Source organism: Corallococcus sp. AB038B, assembly GCF_003668955.1.
Classification (GTDB): domain Bacteria; phylum Myxococcota; class Myxococcia; order Myxococcales; family Myxococcaceae; genus Corallococcus; species Corallococcus exiguus.
On the sequence record NZ_RAWO01000006.1, the window covers coordinates 337,847 to 352,917 of the forward strand.

The 15,071-nt window shown below is 71.8% G+C and carries 8 protein-coding genes; all 8 read right to left on the reverse strand.

Features of this window, described 5'->3' with window-relative positions; translation table 11 throughout:
- The coding region (locus D7Y04_RS24950; protein WP_121760907.1) for a non-ribosomal peptide synthetase at positions 1–5,923 on the reverse strand (5,923 nt) is incomplete at its 3' end.
- A 317-nt stretch (positions 5,924–6,240) separates the two neighbouring features.
- The gene (locus D7Y04_RS24955) at positions 6,241–7,185 is read right to left on the reverse strand and encodes a 5'-nucleotidase (RefSeq protein WP_171810877.1); all 945 of its coding nucleotides are present in this window, start codon (positions 7,183–7,185) and stop codon (positions 6,241–6,243) included.
- A gap of 66 nt (positions 7,186–7,251) precedes the next feature.
- Positions 7,252–7,386: a hypothetical protein gene (locus D7Y04_RS46400; protein ID WP_014395184.1), complete on the reverse strand. Its 135-nt coding sequence runs from the start codon at positions 7,384–7,386 to the stop codon at positions 7,252–7,254.
- Positions 7,386–8,255, reverse strand: a complete 870-nt coding sequence (locus D7Y04_RS24960) for a tetratricopeptide repeat protein (protein ID WP_121760908.1) — start codon at positions 8,253–8,255, stop codon at positions 7,386–7,388. Before D7Y04_RS24960 ends, D7Y04_RS46400 begins: the two co-directional genes overlap by 1 nt.
- A 75-nt stretch (positions 8,256–8,330) precedes the next feature.
- Positions 8,331–9,578 carry a protein-glutamate O-methyltransferase CheR gene (locus D7Y04_RS24965; RefSeq protein ID WP_121760909.1) on the reverse strand — a complete coding sequence of 416 codons (1,248 nt, stop codon included), beginning with the start codon at positions 9,576–9,578 and terminating at the stop codon, positions 8,331–8,333.
- Between the two features lie 11 nt (positions 9,579–9,589).
- A complete protein-coding gene (gene cheB, locus D7Y04_RS24970) occupies positions 9,590–10,648 on the reverse strand; it encodes a chemotaxis-specific protein-glutamate methyltransferase CheB (RefSeq protein WP_121760910.1) in 1,059 nt (352 codons plus the stop codon).
- A gap of 110 nt (positions 10,649–10,758) precedes the next feature.
- Positions 10,759–13,263, reverse strand: coding sequence for a response regulator (locus tag D7Y04_RS24975; RefSeq protein WP_121760911.1), 2,505 nt, complete (start codon positions 13,261–13,263; stop codon positions 10,759–10,761).
- A complete protein-coding gene (locus D7Y04_RS24980; RefSeq protein WP_120576039.1) occupies positions 13,260–15,071 on the reverse strand; it encodes a methyl-accepting chemotaxis protein in 1,812 nt (603 codons plus the stop codon). The genes D7Y04_RS24975 and D7Y04_RS24980 overlap by 4 nt, the downstream gene beginning before the upstream one ends.

The following is a 15,071-nucleotide window of genomic DNA, read 5'->3' on the forward strand; positions in this document are numbered from 1 at the left end:
GGAAGCCGCGCACCTTCACCTGGAAGTCGGTGCGCCCCAGGAACTCCAGCGTCCCGTCTTCCTTCCAGCGCGCCTTGTCTCCCGTCCGGTACAGCCGGGAACCCGGCTCCGTGCTGAACGCGTTCGGCACGAAGCGCTCCGCCGTCAGGTCCGTACGGTTCAGGTAGCCCCACGCCAGGCCTTCGCCGCCCACGAACAGCTCTCCCGGCACGCCGACTCCGGCCACGTCGCCGTGAGGTTCCAGCACGTAGGCCGTCGAGTTCCCAATCGGCTTACCGATGGGCACAGAGGCCGTGAGGTCCGTGTCGCGTGTGAGCACGTGCGTCGCGGAGAACGTCGTGTTCTCCGTCGGGCCGTACCCGTTCACGAGCACCGCGCCCTCCGGCAAGCGCTTCAAGTGCTCGCGCACTCGCTGGGCCGGCAGCACGTCGCCGCCAGCGAGCACTCGCGAGACCTCGGCCAGCGCGTCCACCTGGTGCAGCGCCATCTGCTCGTACAGCGCAGCGGTCAGCCACAGCGTGCTGATGCGCTCCTTTCGCAGCAGCGCGCCCAACTCCTCCAGCGCCAACGCGTGCGGCGGCGCCAGCACCAGCTTCGCTCCGTGCAGCAGCGCGCCCCACAACTCCAGCGTTGACGCGTCGAAGGCCACTGGCGCCAGTTGCAGCCAGACCTCCTCCGGCCCGAAGCGCAGGAAGTCGTTGCTAATCACCAGCCGCGTGATGCCCCGGTGCGGGATGCTCACGCCCTTCGGCCGGCCCGTGCTTCCCGACGTGAACATCACGTACGCCAGGTCTTCGGCGCTGACCTCCACCCGCGGCGCCGTCTCCGGATGCCGGGCCGCTTCGGCCCACACCGTGTCCAGCAGCAGCGGCGTGCCCGCGCTCGCTGGCAGCTTCTCCACCAGCGACCGCTGCGTCAGCGTCACGCCCACGCCCGCATCCCCCAGCAGCAGCGCGATGCGCTCCGCCGGGTAGTTGCGGTCCACCGGTACGTACGCCCCTCCCGCCTTCAGGATGGCCAGCAGCCCCGCCACCATCTCCAGCGAGCGCTCCACGTACACGCCCACCCGCGTGCCACGCTTCACTCCCTGGCTCCGCAGGTGATGCGCCAGCTGGTTCGCCTTCGCGTCCAGCTCGGCGTACGTCAACGTCCGCCCGTCATGCACCTGGATCGCCACCGCGTCCGGCGTCTTCCGGGCCTGCTCGGAGAACAGCACGTGCACTGGCGTGGTGCCCACGGCCTCCGCTGCCATGCGGTTGCCACCGTCGAGGATCCGCTGCCGCTCCTCCGCGTCCACCATCGGCAGCCGGGACACGGCAGCCTCCGGACGCGACAGCGCCGCATCCAGCAGGACCCGCAGGTGCTCCACCATCCGGCGCACCGTCGCGGCGTCGTACAGCTCGGTGCTGTATTCGACCGAGCCCCTCAGCCCTTCGCCCTCCTCCACGAAGAAGACGCTCAGGTCGAACTTCGACGTGCGGCTCTCCATCATCAGCGGCTTGAGCGCCATGCCCGGCAGCCCCAGGTCGCCCTGCGGCACGTTCTGGAGTGCCAGCAGCGTCTGGAACAGCGGCGTGTGGCTCAGGCTGCGCTCCGGATGCAGCGCTTCCACCAGCTTCTCGAAGGGCACGTCCTGGTGCTCGTAGGCCTCCAGCACCGTGCCTCGCACCTGCTTCAGCAACTCACGGAAGGACGTCTCCCCATCCACCCGCGCGCGCATCACCAGCGTGTTGACGAAGAAGCCGATGAGCCCTTCCAGCTCCGCCCGCGTGCGGCCCGCGATGGGCGAACCCACGCTGATGTCCGTCTGCCCGCTGTAGCGCGACAGCAGCACCTGCCAGCCCGTCAGCAGCACCATGTACAGCGAGGCACCCTCGCGCTGCGCGAGCGCACGAAGACGCTGAGTCAGCGAGGGGGACCACTGGAAGAAGTGCATCGTGCCCGCGTTGCCCCGCACCGCCGGACGCGGACGGTCCGTGGGCAACTCCAGGGCGGCGGGCGCTCCCGCGAGCCGGCCCTTCCAGAAGGACACCTCGCGTTCGAGCGCGTCTCCCCGAAGCCAGCCGCGCTGCCAGGCCGCGTAGTCCGCGTACTGGAGCGGCAACTCCGGCAGCGTGGAGGGCTGGCCTTGCACGAACGCCGCGTACAGCGCGCCGATCTCCCGCACGAGCACGCCCAACGACCAACCATCCGAGATGGCATGGTGCATCGTGAGCGCGAGCAGGTGGTCGCGCTCATCCAGCCACACCAACTGTGCGCGGACCAGCGGCCCTCGCGACAGGTCGAAGGATCGCAGTCCCTGCGCCATCACCCGGCGGCGGGCTTCTGCCTCCCGCTCGCCCGCTTCGACGCCACGCAGGTCCTCCACCTCCAGCGGCATCGCCGAGGGCGGATGCACCACCTGAACCGGCGTGCCTTCGTGCGACGTGAACGTCGTGCGGAGCGCTTCGTGACGGCGCACCAGTGCATCCAGCGCGCTCTGGAGCGCCGCGACGTCCAGCGCGCCCTCCAGTCGGACCGCCAGTGGGACGTTGTAGACCGGGCTGCCCGGCTCCAACTGGTCGATGAACCACAGGCGCTGCTGCGCGAACGACAACGGCAGGGGCTGCTCTCGCGAGACGGGCACCAGCGGCGGGGCGACGGAGCGGGTGGCCCGCTCCAGGCGGAGCGCCAGGGCCTCCAGCGTGGCGGACTCGAACAGCTCCCGTAGCGGCAGCTCCACGCCGAACCCGGCTCGGATCCGCGAGGCCACCTGCGTCGCCAGCAGCGAGTGACCGCCCAGCTCGAAGAAGTTGTCCGTCACGCCCACCTGGGGCACGCGCAGCACCTGCGCCCAGATGGCCGCCAGCTTCGCTTCGGTCTCCGTGCGAGGCGCCTCGAAGACCTTCTCCGAGCGCGGGGCCTCCGGCTCGGGCAGCGCCTTGCGATCCACCTTGCCGTTCGCGCTGAGGGGCAGCGCATCCAGCGACATCAGGGCCGTGGGCACCATGTACTCCGGCAGCCGCTGCCGCAGGTGCGCCTTGAGCTCCGCCGCGTCGAGCGTCCGCTCCGGCTTCGCGACCGCGTACCCCACCAACTGCTTGTCCGCGCCCTGCCCCCGCGCCACCACCGTGGCCTCCGCCACGTCCGGATGCTGGAGGAGCGCGGCTTCGATTTCTCCCAGCTCGATGCGGAAGCCACGCACCTTCACCTGGAAGTCGGTGCGCCCCAGGAACTCCAGCGTGCCGTCCTCCCTCCACCGGGCCTTGTCGCCCGTGCGGTACAGCCGCGCGCCGGGCTCCGTGCTGAAGGGATGAGGGACGAAGCGTTCGGCCGTCAGGTCCGCGCGGTTGAGGTAGCCCCACGCGAGACCTTCGCCGCCCACGTGCAGCTCACCCGGGACGCCCACGCCCGCCACGTCTCCGTGCGCGTCCAGCACGTACGTCGTCGAGTTTCCAATCGGCTTGCCGATGGACACCGCCCCATCGAGCACGGTCCGACCCGTCATCGTGTGCGTGGTGGAGAACGTGGTGTTCTCCGTGGGGCCGTACGCATTCACCAGCACCGCGCCTTCCGGCAGCCGCGCCAGGTGTTCCCGTGCGCGCGGAAGCGGCATCACGTCACCGCCCGTCAGCACCTGCGACACGCCCGCCAGCGCGTCGCCCTGGTGCAGCGCCATCTGCTCGTACAGCGCCGTCGTCAGCCACAGGACGCTGACGCGCTCCTGCTTCACCAGCGCGCCCAGCTCTTCCAGCGTCAACGCGTGCGGCGGCGCCAGCACCAGCTTCGCCCCGTGCAGCAGCGCGCCCCACAGCTCCAGCGTCGACGCGTCGAAGGCCACCGGCCCCGTCTGAGACCAGATGGCATCCGGCCCGAAGCGCATGAAATCGTTGCCCAGTACCAGGCGGGTGATGCCCCGGTGGGGAACGCACACGCCCTTCGGACGCCCCGTGCTGCCCGACGTGAAGATGATGTACGCGAGGTCCTCGCCGCCCACCTCCACGTCCGGTGCCGTCTCCGTTTCACGGCGGATGGACTCCCACGCCGCGTCCACGCAGAGCAGCGTGCCCGCTCCGGCCGGCAGCTTCTCCACCAGCGATTGCTGCGTCAGCGTCACTTCGACGCCCGCGTCCTCCAGCAGCAGCGCGATGCGGTCCGCCGGGTAGTTGCGGTCCACCGGCACGTACGCGCCGCCCGCCTTCAGGATGCCGAGCAGCCCGACCACCATCTCCCACGAGCGGTCCACGTACACGCCCACCCGCGTGCCACGCTTCACTCCGAGCCCGCGCAGGTGGTGCGCCAGTTGGTTCGCCTTCGCGTCCAGCTCGCCGTACGTCAGCGTCCGGCCATCCGCGCCCTGCACCACCGCCACCCGGTCCGGAGCCTTGCGCGCCTGCTCCGCGAAGAGCGCGTGCACCGGCCGCTCCCGCGGATACGCCGCCTGCGTCCGGTTCCAGTCCACGGCCAGCACGTTGCGCTCGGCGGCCTTCACCATGGGCAGCCGGGCCACGGGCATCGCCGGGTGGGCCACGGCGGACTCCAGCAGGCCGCGCAGGTGCTCCACCATCCGCGCGACGGTGGCGGCGTGGAAGAGGTCGGTGTCGTACTCCACGTAGCCGCTCAGGTTCCCTTCCGCCTCCGTGAGCTGGAGGAGCAGGTCGAACTTGGCGGTCTGGGTGTCCACCTCCATCGCGTTGAGCTTCAGGCCCTGCACCGCGACCGGGCCTCGCGGCGCGTTCTGCAGCGCGAACATCGCCTGGAAGAACGGCGTGCGCCCCGAGTCACGCTCCGGCTGCAGCGCCTCCACCAGCTTCTCGAAGGGCACGTCCTGGTGGTCCGTCGCGCCCACCATCGTCTCGCGCAGCTGGCGCACCAGTCCCTGGAACGACAGCTCCGGCGTGAGGCGCGCGCGCAGCACCAGCGTGTTGACGAACATGCCGATGAGGCCTTCGAGCTCCGAGCGGGTCCGGCCCGCCATGGGAGAGCCCACGCTCACGTCGTCCTGCCCGGAGTAGCGCGACAGCAGCGACTGCCACCCGGCCAGGAGCACCATGAACAGCGTCGCGCCTTCCCGCTGCGCCAGCGCCCGGAGCGAGTCCGTCAGCTCACGCGGCCACTGGATGAGCGTGCGCGCGCCCCGGAAGCCACGCGTCGCGGGCCGGGGCTTGTCCGTCGTCAGCTCCAGCGCGGGCGGTGCGCCCGACAACTGCTCACGCCAGTACGCCAGCTGCCGCTCCAACGCCGCGCCCTGCAACGTCTCCCGCTGCCAGGCCGCGTAGTCCGCGTACTGCACGGCCAGCTCCGGCAATGGCGACGGCTGGCCCTGCAGGAACATGGCGTAGAGCACCGCCACCTCGCGCACGAGCACGCCCAGCGACCACCCGTCCGACACGATGTGGTGCATCGCCACCAGCATCAGGTGATCCGCGTCCCCCAGCTTCACCAGCAGCGCGCGCATCAGCGGGCCCGTGGCCAGATCGAAAGGACGCAGCGCCCCTTCCCTCACCCGACGCCAGGCTTCGGCCTCCCGCGCTTCCGCCGCGAACGCGCTCACGTCCGTCCGCTCCAGCTCCAGCACGGGCGCTTCCGCGAAGTGCTGCACCGGCCCGCTGTCCCCGCCCTGGAAGGTCGTGCGCAGCGACTCGTGGCGCCGCACCACCTCCAGCAGCGAGCGCTCCAGCACGGGCACGTCCACCGCGCCCTCCAGCCGCACCGCCACGGGCACGTTGTAGAGCGGGCTTCCCGGTGCCAGCTGGTCCATGAACCACAGCCGCTGCTGCGCGAAGGACAGCTCCGCCGGCCGCGAGCGGTCCCTCAGCGGGAACGCCGCCCGCGCCGGAGTCCCCGCCGCCTGCTTCTGCGCGGCCATCTTCTTCAGCAGCTCCGCGCGCTTCTCCGGCGACAGATTCGCGATCCGCTTCGACAAATCACCGCTGCTGCTCATCGAAATGACTCCGAACTCTGGACGCGACACGGCCCGGAGGGACGCCCGGAAATCTGGACGCAGGGCCCTCGGGTCAGTGCCGGCAAATGTCGATCACGCGCGGCCTGCCACTCGTCGTGCGAGCAGCGTGGGGGAGGCCAGAAACCTGTTGATCACATTATTCGGTCGAAGAGCGACCTGCCACGCGTTCCACGCCCCCGGGCCCGCCTGCTCTCCAGCAGGGCTGGAACGGGCGTGACACATCCCGCGACAGGGGATGAAACAGGTGTTTCAGCCCCCGTCCCAGGATGGACGGGGTTGGCCGCGAGCGAGGAAGCTCAGTGACCCGCGGAGCCGGGCGGCTCGACGCGCTCCACCTGCTTCTGCACGGTGGCATCCGACGCCACGTCCGCACCCAGCTGCAGGTACGTCAGCAGGTACGTGCGCCCCGTCGTGGGGCCCTGCGCCGCCGCCGTGCGGGCCAGGGCGTCACGCCGCGCTTCGAAGGAGGTCAGCGTCTCCTGGAGCGAGCGGCGCGCGTCCTCGTTCTTCTCCACCTTCAGGCGCTCCTGCACCCGCGCGATGTTCGCCTCCACCATGCGCTGGCTCTCCCGGGCGCGGTTCGCCTCGGACAGGTCCGCGAAGGGACCGGTGCCCTCCACGGACAGCTCCAGCTTCGCGACCTGGCGGCCCCGCTCTCCCGGCGGCACCAGCGTGGCCACGCCCTGGCGCTGCGCCATGCCCACGCCCCGGCCGTCGTGCGACTGGAGCACGAAGTCCACGCCCTCGGCGCCCTGGGCCAGCTTCACGGCCTCCACGTAGGGCACCGCCGCGAGCAACACCACCAGCGACACCTGCTCCTTCTGGCGCAGGCGCTTCACCTCGGCGGTCACCGCCGGTCCCACCGGCAGGCCCCGGACACCCTCGGGCAGGAAGGCCGTGCCCTCGGAGCCGCCGGCCGGAGCCTTGGGGTCCGCGGACGCCGGGGACACGCCGATGATGCCCACCTTCAGCCCGCCCACCGTCGTCACCACCGACGCGGGGAAGAGCAGCTGTCCCTTCGCGTCCACGAGGTTCGCGGACACGAGCTTCAGCTTCGCGCCCTTCGTCTTCTTCTTCAGGAAGTCCACGCCCAGCACGAGGTCGCGCTGGCCCACGGCCATGGCCGCGTAGCCCTGCGCGTCCAACTGCTCCAGGAGCAGCTCCGCGCGAGGCTTCGCCTCCTGGCCATCCGCCAGGGTCTTGAAGAGCGCGTTGCCCGCGTCCAGTGCGAGCACCGGCACGCCCTTCGCGCGCTCCTCCGTCAGGACCGTCTTTCGTCTGGCCAGACCGCCAGACGGGTTGTGTCGTCAACCACAGGGGGCGACTTCGCCCCCGTTGTCTCCGGTGAAGAGCAGCACGAGCTTCTTCGGCGCGGCGCCCGCCACCAGCGGCAGGAGCAACAGCAGCGCCAGGGCGGCGAGCCGGGGAGCGCGGGGGCTCATCACTTCTTCGCCTTCTTCGGCGCGGGGGCGGGCGCGGGCTTCTTGTCCAGCTCCGCCAGCTTCGTCTTCGCCGTCTTGGCCGCGTCCGACTTGGGGTAGCTCTTCACCAGCTCCTCCAGCGCCAGCTTCGACTCCTCCTTCATCTTCAGCTTCAGGAAGCAGTCGGAGGAGCGCAGGTACGCATCCGGCGCGGACGGCGTCTTCGTGTGGTCCTGCACCACCTTGCCGTACTCGAAGAGGGCCTCGCGGCACTTGGACTCGGTGAAGTACGTCTCGCCCAGGCCGTAGTGGGCCTCGCCCACGAGCGCGTCCTTGGGCCACTTCTTCACGAACTCGTTGTAGAGCTGGCGCGCGATCAGCGTGTCGCCGGCCTTCGCCTTGTCCTGCGCGAGCGCGATGAAGTCCTTCGCGGTCGTGGGGCGCTGGAGCTCCTCGGCCTTCTTCCTGGCCTCGGCCTCCTTCACCGCCTCCGTGCCCTGGAGCGCCAGCAGCCGCTGGTTGGTCTCCTCCGTGCTCTTGCCGAGCGCGGCCTCCAGCTCACCAATCTTGTAGAGGTACGTCTCCACCTGGCCGCGCAGCTGCGCCAGGTCCTCCACCGTCTTCTGGAACTGCACGCCGATGTCCGCGTCCTTGCGGCGCGCGGCGGTGTCCAGGCTCTGCAGGGCCTGCGTCACCTGGGCAATCTTCTCGTCGAGCTTCGGCTGGGTGACGGCGAGCTGGTCGCGCGCCTCCTTCAGCTCCGTGGCCAGTTTGGCGTTGTCCGCGCCCAGCCGGTCCACCTTGGCTTCCAGGGCACGGCCGCGGTCGGCGGGGTAGAAACAGCCGGGAACAGCAGCGGTCAACAAGGCGAAGAGCACGAGCCTGCGCATGGGCCGCGCATCCTAGGTCCAAAGTGCCCCGCGCGCCGCTTCTGTTTCCATCGCGCCCGGCCGCCCCCCTGCCCTTCAGCGAGCCCCTTCCGCCTCCAGCCGCTCCACCGCCCGGGCGCAGGCCACCCGGAGCCGGGGCAGGTTGAGGAAGAAGGGCACCGGCCGCGCCCGCCCGGACTCCACCGCCCGCAGGGCCCGGCGGTAGGCCTCCAGGGCGGCGCCGGGCTGGCCGCACTGCTCCAGCAGGAGCCCCAGCAGGTAGCGGGCGGCGACGTGGTCCGGATCCAGGTCCAGGCACCGGCGCAGGTCGCTCTCGGACTTCTCGTCCGGGACGCCCGTGGAGGCCCCGTCCAGCACGCACGAGAAGAGCCAGTCCGCCTGCGCCATCGCGGCTTCGTCCGGAACCGGAGGCGGGAACGGGGGCGCCGGAGCTTCCGGCTTCGGCGCGACGGGCCCGGTGGCGATGCTCGGGAACCGGCCGGAGTCCCGCTTGGGCCGGGCAGGCTCCACGGGCGCGGCGTCCTCGCGCACGTAGAAGAACGCGTGCTCACTGGGCAACAGCCGCAGTTCCGGGGGGACCTGGAGCAGCGGCTCCGCGGCGGACAGCACCAGCACTCCGCCGGGCGCCAGCCGCTCGCTCAGGCTCCGCACCGTGCGCTGGAAGGCCTCCGGGGTGAAGTAGATGAGGACGTTGCGGCAGAAGATGATGTCGAACCCGCCGCCCCCGGGGGCCTCCGGATACGGGGCCTCCATCAGGTTGTGGCGCCGGAACTCCGCCTGCATGCGCAGCGACGCCACCAGCGCGTGGCGCCGACCCTTCGGCTCGAAGTAGCGCGAGCGCGAGGCTTCCGGCACGCGCCGGAGCCCATCCGCGAGGAAGCTCAATTCGCGCGCCCGGGTCAGCACCTGTTCGGAGATGTCCGTGCCCAGCACGCGGCTGGAGGGATCCGCTCCCTCCTGCGCCATCAGGAGGAGCAGCGTGGCGACCTCTTCTCCCGCCGCGCAGCCCGCGCTCCACACGTGCAGCGGCGTCTTGGAGCGCTGCACCCGGGGCGACAGCACGTGCTCGCGGAAGGCGGACAGCTGCACCTCGTCCCGGAACACCTCCGACGTGTGCACCGCCACCGCGTCCACGAGCCGCGCCAGGTCCGCCGCGCCCGTGGGCGTGCGCAGGTGCGCCACCAGCCGCGTCGCGCTCTGCCCGTTTCCCAGCGCGTCCAGCCGCGCGTCCAGCCGCCGCTGCTGGGCCCCGCTCAGCGCCATGCCCGTGTGGGCCTGGAGCCAGGCGTGGACGGGAGTCCAGCGCTCGGAGGAGGACGTCATGGCGCGCGAGGTCAGCGGCTTGCGGCCAGCGACTCTCCGCGCGCCAGGCGCGACAGGGTGGCCGCGACGTCATCGCCGTGGATGAGGTGGTCCACCGCCTTGCGCTCCACCGCCGCGCCCGGCATGCCGAACACCACGCAGGACTCCTCGTTCTGCGCCAGCGCCAGCCCACCGCCCTGCTTGATGGCCAGGAGCCCGTCCGCCCCGTCCGCGCCCATGCCGGTGAGCACCACGCCCACCGCGCGCCGGGCGTAGACCTTGGCCACGCTCTCCAGCAGCACGGTGCCGCTGGGCATGTGCCCGTCGCGCTCCACGCCGGGCTTGAGCGCCACGCGGCCTCGCACGGGCACCACCATGTGCTGATCCGGCGGCGCCACCAGCACCAGCCCCGGCTGCAGCGTGTCCCCGTCCACGGCCAGCCGGACCTTGAGCTTGCTCGCGTTGGCGAGCCAGCTGGCCAGCGACTCCGAGAAGGCGGCGTTGATGTGCTGGACGATGACGATGGGCGCCGGGAAGTCCGCCGGCAGCTCCGACAGCATCCGGTAGAGCACCTGCGGGCCGCCCGTACTGGCGGCCACCGCGACGATGCCCATGGAGGCCGCGGGCAGCACCGCGACCGGAGTGTGGGGCGTCCCCGGCGGGCCGCGCTTCTGGCCGCGCACGTGGCGGATGACGCGCACGGAGGAGATGAGCTTCACCTCCTTCGTGAGGTTCCACGCCTCCGGCACCGCGTCGATGGAGGGCTTGATCTGCAGCGCCAGCGCGCCCAGCTCCAGCGCGCGGTACGTCAGCGCGGGGGCCTGCGAGCGCGGATCGCCCGTCAGCACCAGGATGGGCGTGGGGCACTCGGCCATGATGTGCTCCACGGCCGTGAGCCCGTCCATGACGGGCATGTCCACGTCCATGGTGATGACGTGGGGGCGCAGCTCCTTCGTGAGGGCAACGGCCTCCTGGCCGTTCGCGGCGGTGCCAACGACCTGGATGTCCGGGTCGTCGCTCAACGCCGCGCTGATGAGCTGACGGCAGATGACCGAGTCATCCACCACCAGCACCGTCACTTTCTTGCCCATGTCCGTTCAATACCCCGTACGCGCCGCGGGAGTATAGCAATGCGATGGCCCCCCGGGCGTCTCCCGGCGGCTCTCCGGGCGGCGCCGAGCCTCCCGAGCCTTCGGGGACTTCAGGCCAGGAGCCGCCCCACGACGTCCACCAGGTCCTGGCGGACGAGGTCGCCCTTGGTGATGTAGCCGTCCGCCCCGGCCGCCAACCCACGCGCCCGGTCCGCCTCCCCTCCCCGGGTGGTGAGGATGACGACGGGCAGCCCGCGCCGGGCCGGGTCCGTCTTCAGGCGCCGGGTGAGCTCCACGCCGTCCATCTCCGGCATCTCCAGGTCGGTGACGACCAGCTCCACCGGGGGACCCTCCTGCCCCAGCTGCTCCAGCGCCGAGGGGCCGTCCGCCGCCCGGAGGGTGTCGTACCCCACCGCCTCCAGCAGGTTGGCCACCAGCTCCCGGGTGAGGGGCGAGTCGTCCACCACCAGGATGCGGCGGCGGCGAGGCGCGGGCGCGCGCACCGGGGGCCGGGCGAGCTTCAGGGGCGCGGTGCCATGCACGGCCGCCGCCAGCGCCGCCGCGGACAGCACCATGGCCAGCCGCCCGTCCGCGAGCGACGTGGCCCCAGTGAGGTGCGGGTAGCGCGAGAGGATGCCCTTCAAGGGGAGGATGGCCTGGACGCGCTCCTCCAGCACGCGGTCCACCGCCAGTGCGGCCTCCATACCCTGGCCCTTCACCACCAGCACCAGCTCTCCCTCCCGGGCCGGGCGCTCGGTGGCCAGCCCCAGGAGCGCCGCCAGCGAGGCGAAGGGCAGCACGCGTCCCTCCATCCGGAGGATGGGGCGGCCGGCGACCTCTCCCACCTCGGAGGCGTCCACCTTGAGGGCGCGGGAGACGTGGACGGCGCTCAGGGCGAGCGTCTCGTCGAAGACCTGGACGAAGAGCAGGGGCGCCACGGTGAGGGACACCGGGACGCGCAGGGTGAAGATGGTGCCCCAGCCGGGCGCGGACTCCACGCCCACGTCGCCGCCCAGCGCCTGGAGGGACGTACGCACGGCATCCAGCCCCACGCCCCGACCTGACAGGTCGGTGACCACCTCGCGCGAGGTGAAGCCGGGCAGGAAGACGAGCTCGCGCGCGGCGGCGTCGGACAGGGCGTTGGCGGCGGGCTCGTCCAGCACGCCCCGGCGCACGGCCACGCGCCGCAGGAGCGCGGGATCCATGCCCGCGCCGTCGTCCTCCACGCGCAGGATGATGCGGCTGCCCTCGCGTGCGGCGCGCAGGGTGAGGCAGCCCCGGGGGTGCTTGCCGGAGGCGACGCGGTCCACGCGCGTCTCCAGGCCGTGGTCCAGCGCGTTGCGGACCAGGTGCATGAGCGGTTCGCGCAGGGCCTCCACGACGGAGCGGTCCGCGCGGGTGTCCTCGCCGTCCACGACGAGCTCCACCTCCTTGCCCAGCTCCCGCGCCAGGTCTCGGACCATGCGGGGATAGGGTTCGAAGAGGACGGAGAGGGGCAGCATGCGCAGGCCCTGGATCTCCTCCGACACCTGATCCAGGTCGCGCAGCTCCGCGTTGGCGAGCAGCTTGGCCTCGCGGTGCAGGGTGGCGGCCAGCTCCTTGGCGCGGCCCAGGCGCTCCGCGAGCGCGATGCCCGCGGGGCCCAGGTCCTCCGCGGACCGGGCCAGCTCGCTCAATTCGCGCACGAGTTCCAGGCGACGAGCGGTGGCCAGCTCCCGGCGGCGGGCCACCTGGCCCAGGTTGGTGACCGCGCTGGTGAGCATGTCCAGGCTGGCCACGCCGATGCGCACGGCCGTGTCCATGCGGACGTCGCCGGTGCGCACCGTAGCGGTTCCGTGCTTCGACGCGGCGGGCGGGCGCGAACGAGCGGTGTCGACCATCCGCGTGCTGGGCGACACGGCTGGATTCGAGGACGTGCCCATCGCGGGGCCGACAAGGTGAGGGCTCCCCGGGCTTCCCGTCACCGGAGCCACGAGGTGCGAGTGGCCCGAGACAGGAGTCTCCCCGTGCGTTCCCGCCGGACTCCCGGAGGACTCGGTCCGGAGGGCCGTGGCGAGGAACTGCGATGCGGCCGCTCCCGGCGATGCGCCTCCCGCCGGTGCGTCCGGGCGTGACGCGGGCGTTCCCCAGTGCGCGGGCACGACCACGGCCCCGGACGGATCCCGGCGGTCCGACACGATGAGGTGCGACGCGCCCTCTGACTTCGAAGCCCGGCCACCCTCTACCGGCCGCGCGGACTCCACGATGACCCGCTGCTGCAGCGTCGCCACCAGCGTCTCCACCGCCAGCAGCGGCTCACCCCCCTGGAGCGCACCCGACAGCGCGAGCACCGTGTCCGCAGTGGCGAGCAGCGCGTCGGTGGACTCCGACGACAACCGGTAGCGCTGCGGCTCCGCGCACCGGACCAGTTCCTCCATCTCGTGCGCGAGCGTGTTGATTTCGCCGAAGCCCATCATCCGGGCCTCGCCCTTGAGCCCGTGCAGCTCGCGCAGCACCCGCTGCCCGGCCTCCAGATTACCCCCGGACTCCAGCTCCATCAGGGAGCGGTTGATGCGCTCCAGACGGACCGTGACCAGGTCGCGGAACTGCTTGAGGAGCCGTTCGCTGGGGTTCACCCGCCGCCCCCCTTGCGCAGGGTCGCCTGGTGGATCTGGAAGCGCTCCACCACGCCGCGCAGGTCCTGCGCCAACCCCAGGAGGTCCCCGTTCGCCGCGCCCACCTGCTTCGTCGCGTTGAGGCTCTGCTGGGTGATGCGCAGGATGTCCGCCATCGTCTCCGCGAGCTGATCCGTGCCCGCCTGCTGCTGCTGCGTGGACCGGGAGATGATCCGCACCGAGTCCGACGTCCGCCCCGCCAGGTCGACAATCTGGCGAAGCGACTCGGACACCTGCTCCGCCAGCCCCGTCCCCGTCTCCACCGCGCGCACGCCGCCGCCTGTCACCGTCACCGCGGCGGCGGAGGCCTCGCGCACCTCCTCGATGAGCCCTTCAATCTCCTTCGTGGACTCCAGCACGTTCTCCGCCAGCCGGCGCATCTCCGCCGCCACCAGCGAGAAGCCCCGCCCCACCTCGCCCGCCTTGGTGCCCTCCAGCTCCGCGTTGAGCGCCAGCAGGTCCGACTTGTCCGCGACGCCGTTGATGAACTCGACGATCTTCCCGATCTGCTGCACACGCTTGTCCAGCCGCCCCACCGCCGAACCGATGGCGTGGTTGTCCTGGCGCATGCGCGACATGGCCCCCAGGAAGGACTCCGCGCTGCGCTGTCCGCCCTGGGCCGCCGCCAGCGTGCGCTGGGCGATCTCCGCCACCGAGCTCGCGTTGTCCGCGATCTGCTTCGCCGAGCGCGCCAGTTCCTCCGTGGTGGCGCTCGTCTCATCCAGGCTGCTGGCCTGCTCCGCGGCGCCGGCCTCGTAGCGCCCGGAGGTGCTGAGGATCTCCTCCGTGGTGGCCGAAATCTGCGAGCCGGCGCGCTGAAGCTCCGCGAGCACGTCCGCCAGGTGCGTGCGCATCGTGGTGAAGGCCGCGGACACCGCCCACACCTCGTCCTCCGCGGGCACCAGCCGGGGACTGGCCAGGTCGCCCGCGGCGATGCGGCGCGCCTCGCCGGACAGCTCCCGCATGGGCCGCCCCAGCAACGTTCCGCCCAGGTACGCCGTGGCCAGCGCCAGGCCGAACACCACCGCGCACAGGAGCGCGCTGGACGTGAACGCGTCCACCAGCACGCCCTGCGCGGCCGGGCTGCCCCCGTCCACCAGCCGGTTGAAGAGCCGGTCCGTCAGCGCCGTGACGACCTGCGCGCACATCACCGCGGGCGTCACCACGCAGATGGCGGTGAAGGCCACCAGCCGCGCGCGGATGCGCGAGCGCCGGGGCAGCGCGGCGATGACCTGCGCGTGCGTCAGCCCCTGCTCCGCCACCCACAGCACGCCGCGCCGCGCCCTCAACGTGACGAGCCCGTACACGAGCAGCGACGAGAGCGGACCGAACAGCGCCCCCAGGCCCGCGACCCGCAGGGTCACGTGCCCAGGCAGGTCCATGGCCGACCAGAGCGCCATCGCCACAACGCCGTTGGTCAGCGCCCACAATCCCAGCGAGCGGAAGAACGCCTCGCCCGGCGCGCGCGCCACCTCGCCCACCGCCGTCGCCAGGTGCTCCGGCGTGGGCGGCAGCACTCCGCGCTCCAGGGCCCGCAGCCGGGGGAAGCGGCGCAAGGACACGCCCACCCCCAGGAGCATATGCAGCGCGCTCACGCCCACCACCAGGACGACGAGCGACCCCAGCTTCTGGGACAGCGGACTGCCCACCACGAGCGACGCGAAGTGCAGCCCCAGCGTGGAGCCCACCAGGTTCGCCAGCGGCACGGGGAACATCAGCTGCTGACTGAAGGCGGCCCGCCGGGAGTCCGAGCGCGAGGAGTGGTCCAT

Bases quoted from the DNA above. Each gene is read 5' to 3' on its own strand.
- D7Y04_RS46400 (WP_014395184.1), bottom strand. From the start codon at position 7,386: ATGAGCCCCCGCGCTCCCCGGCTCGCCGCCCTGGCGCTGCTGTTGCTC.
- cheB (WP_121760910.1), bottom strand. From the start codon at position 10,648: ATGGGCAAGAAAGTGACGGTGCTGGTGGTGGATGACTCGGTCATCTGC.
- D7Y04_RS24960 (WP_121760908.1), bottom strand. From the start codon at position 8,255: ATGCGCAGGCTCGTGCTCTTCGCCTTGTTGACCGCTGCTGTTCCCGGC.
- D7Y04_RS24980 (WP_120576039.1), bottom strand. From the start codon at position 15,071: ATGGACCACTCCTCGCGCTCGGACTCCCGGCGGGCCGCCTTCAGTCAG.
- D7Y04_RS24965 (WP_121760909.1), bottom strand. From the start codon at position 9,578: ATGACGTCCTCCTCCGAGCGCTGGACTCCCGTCCACGCCTGGCTCCAG.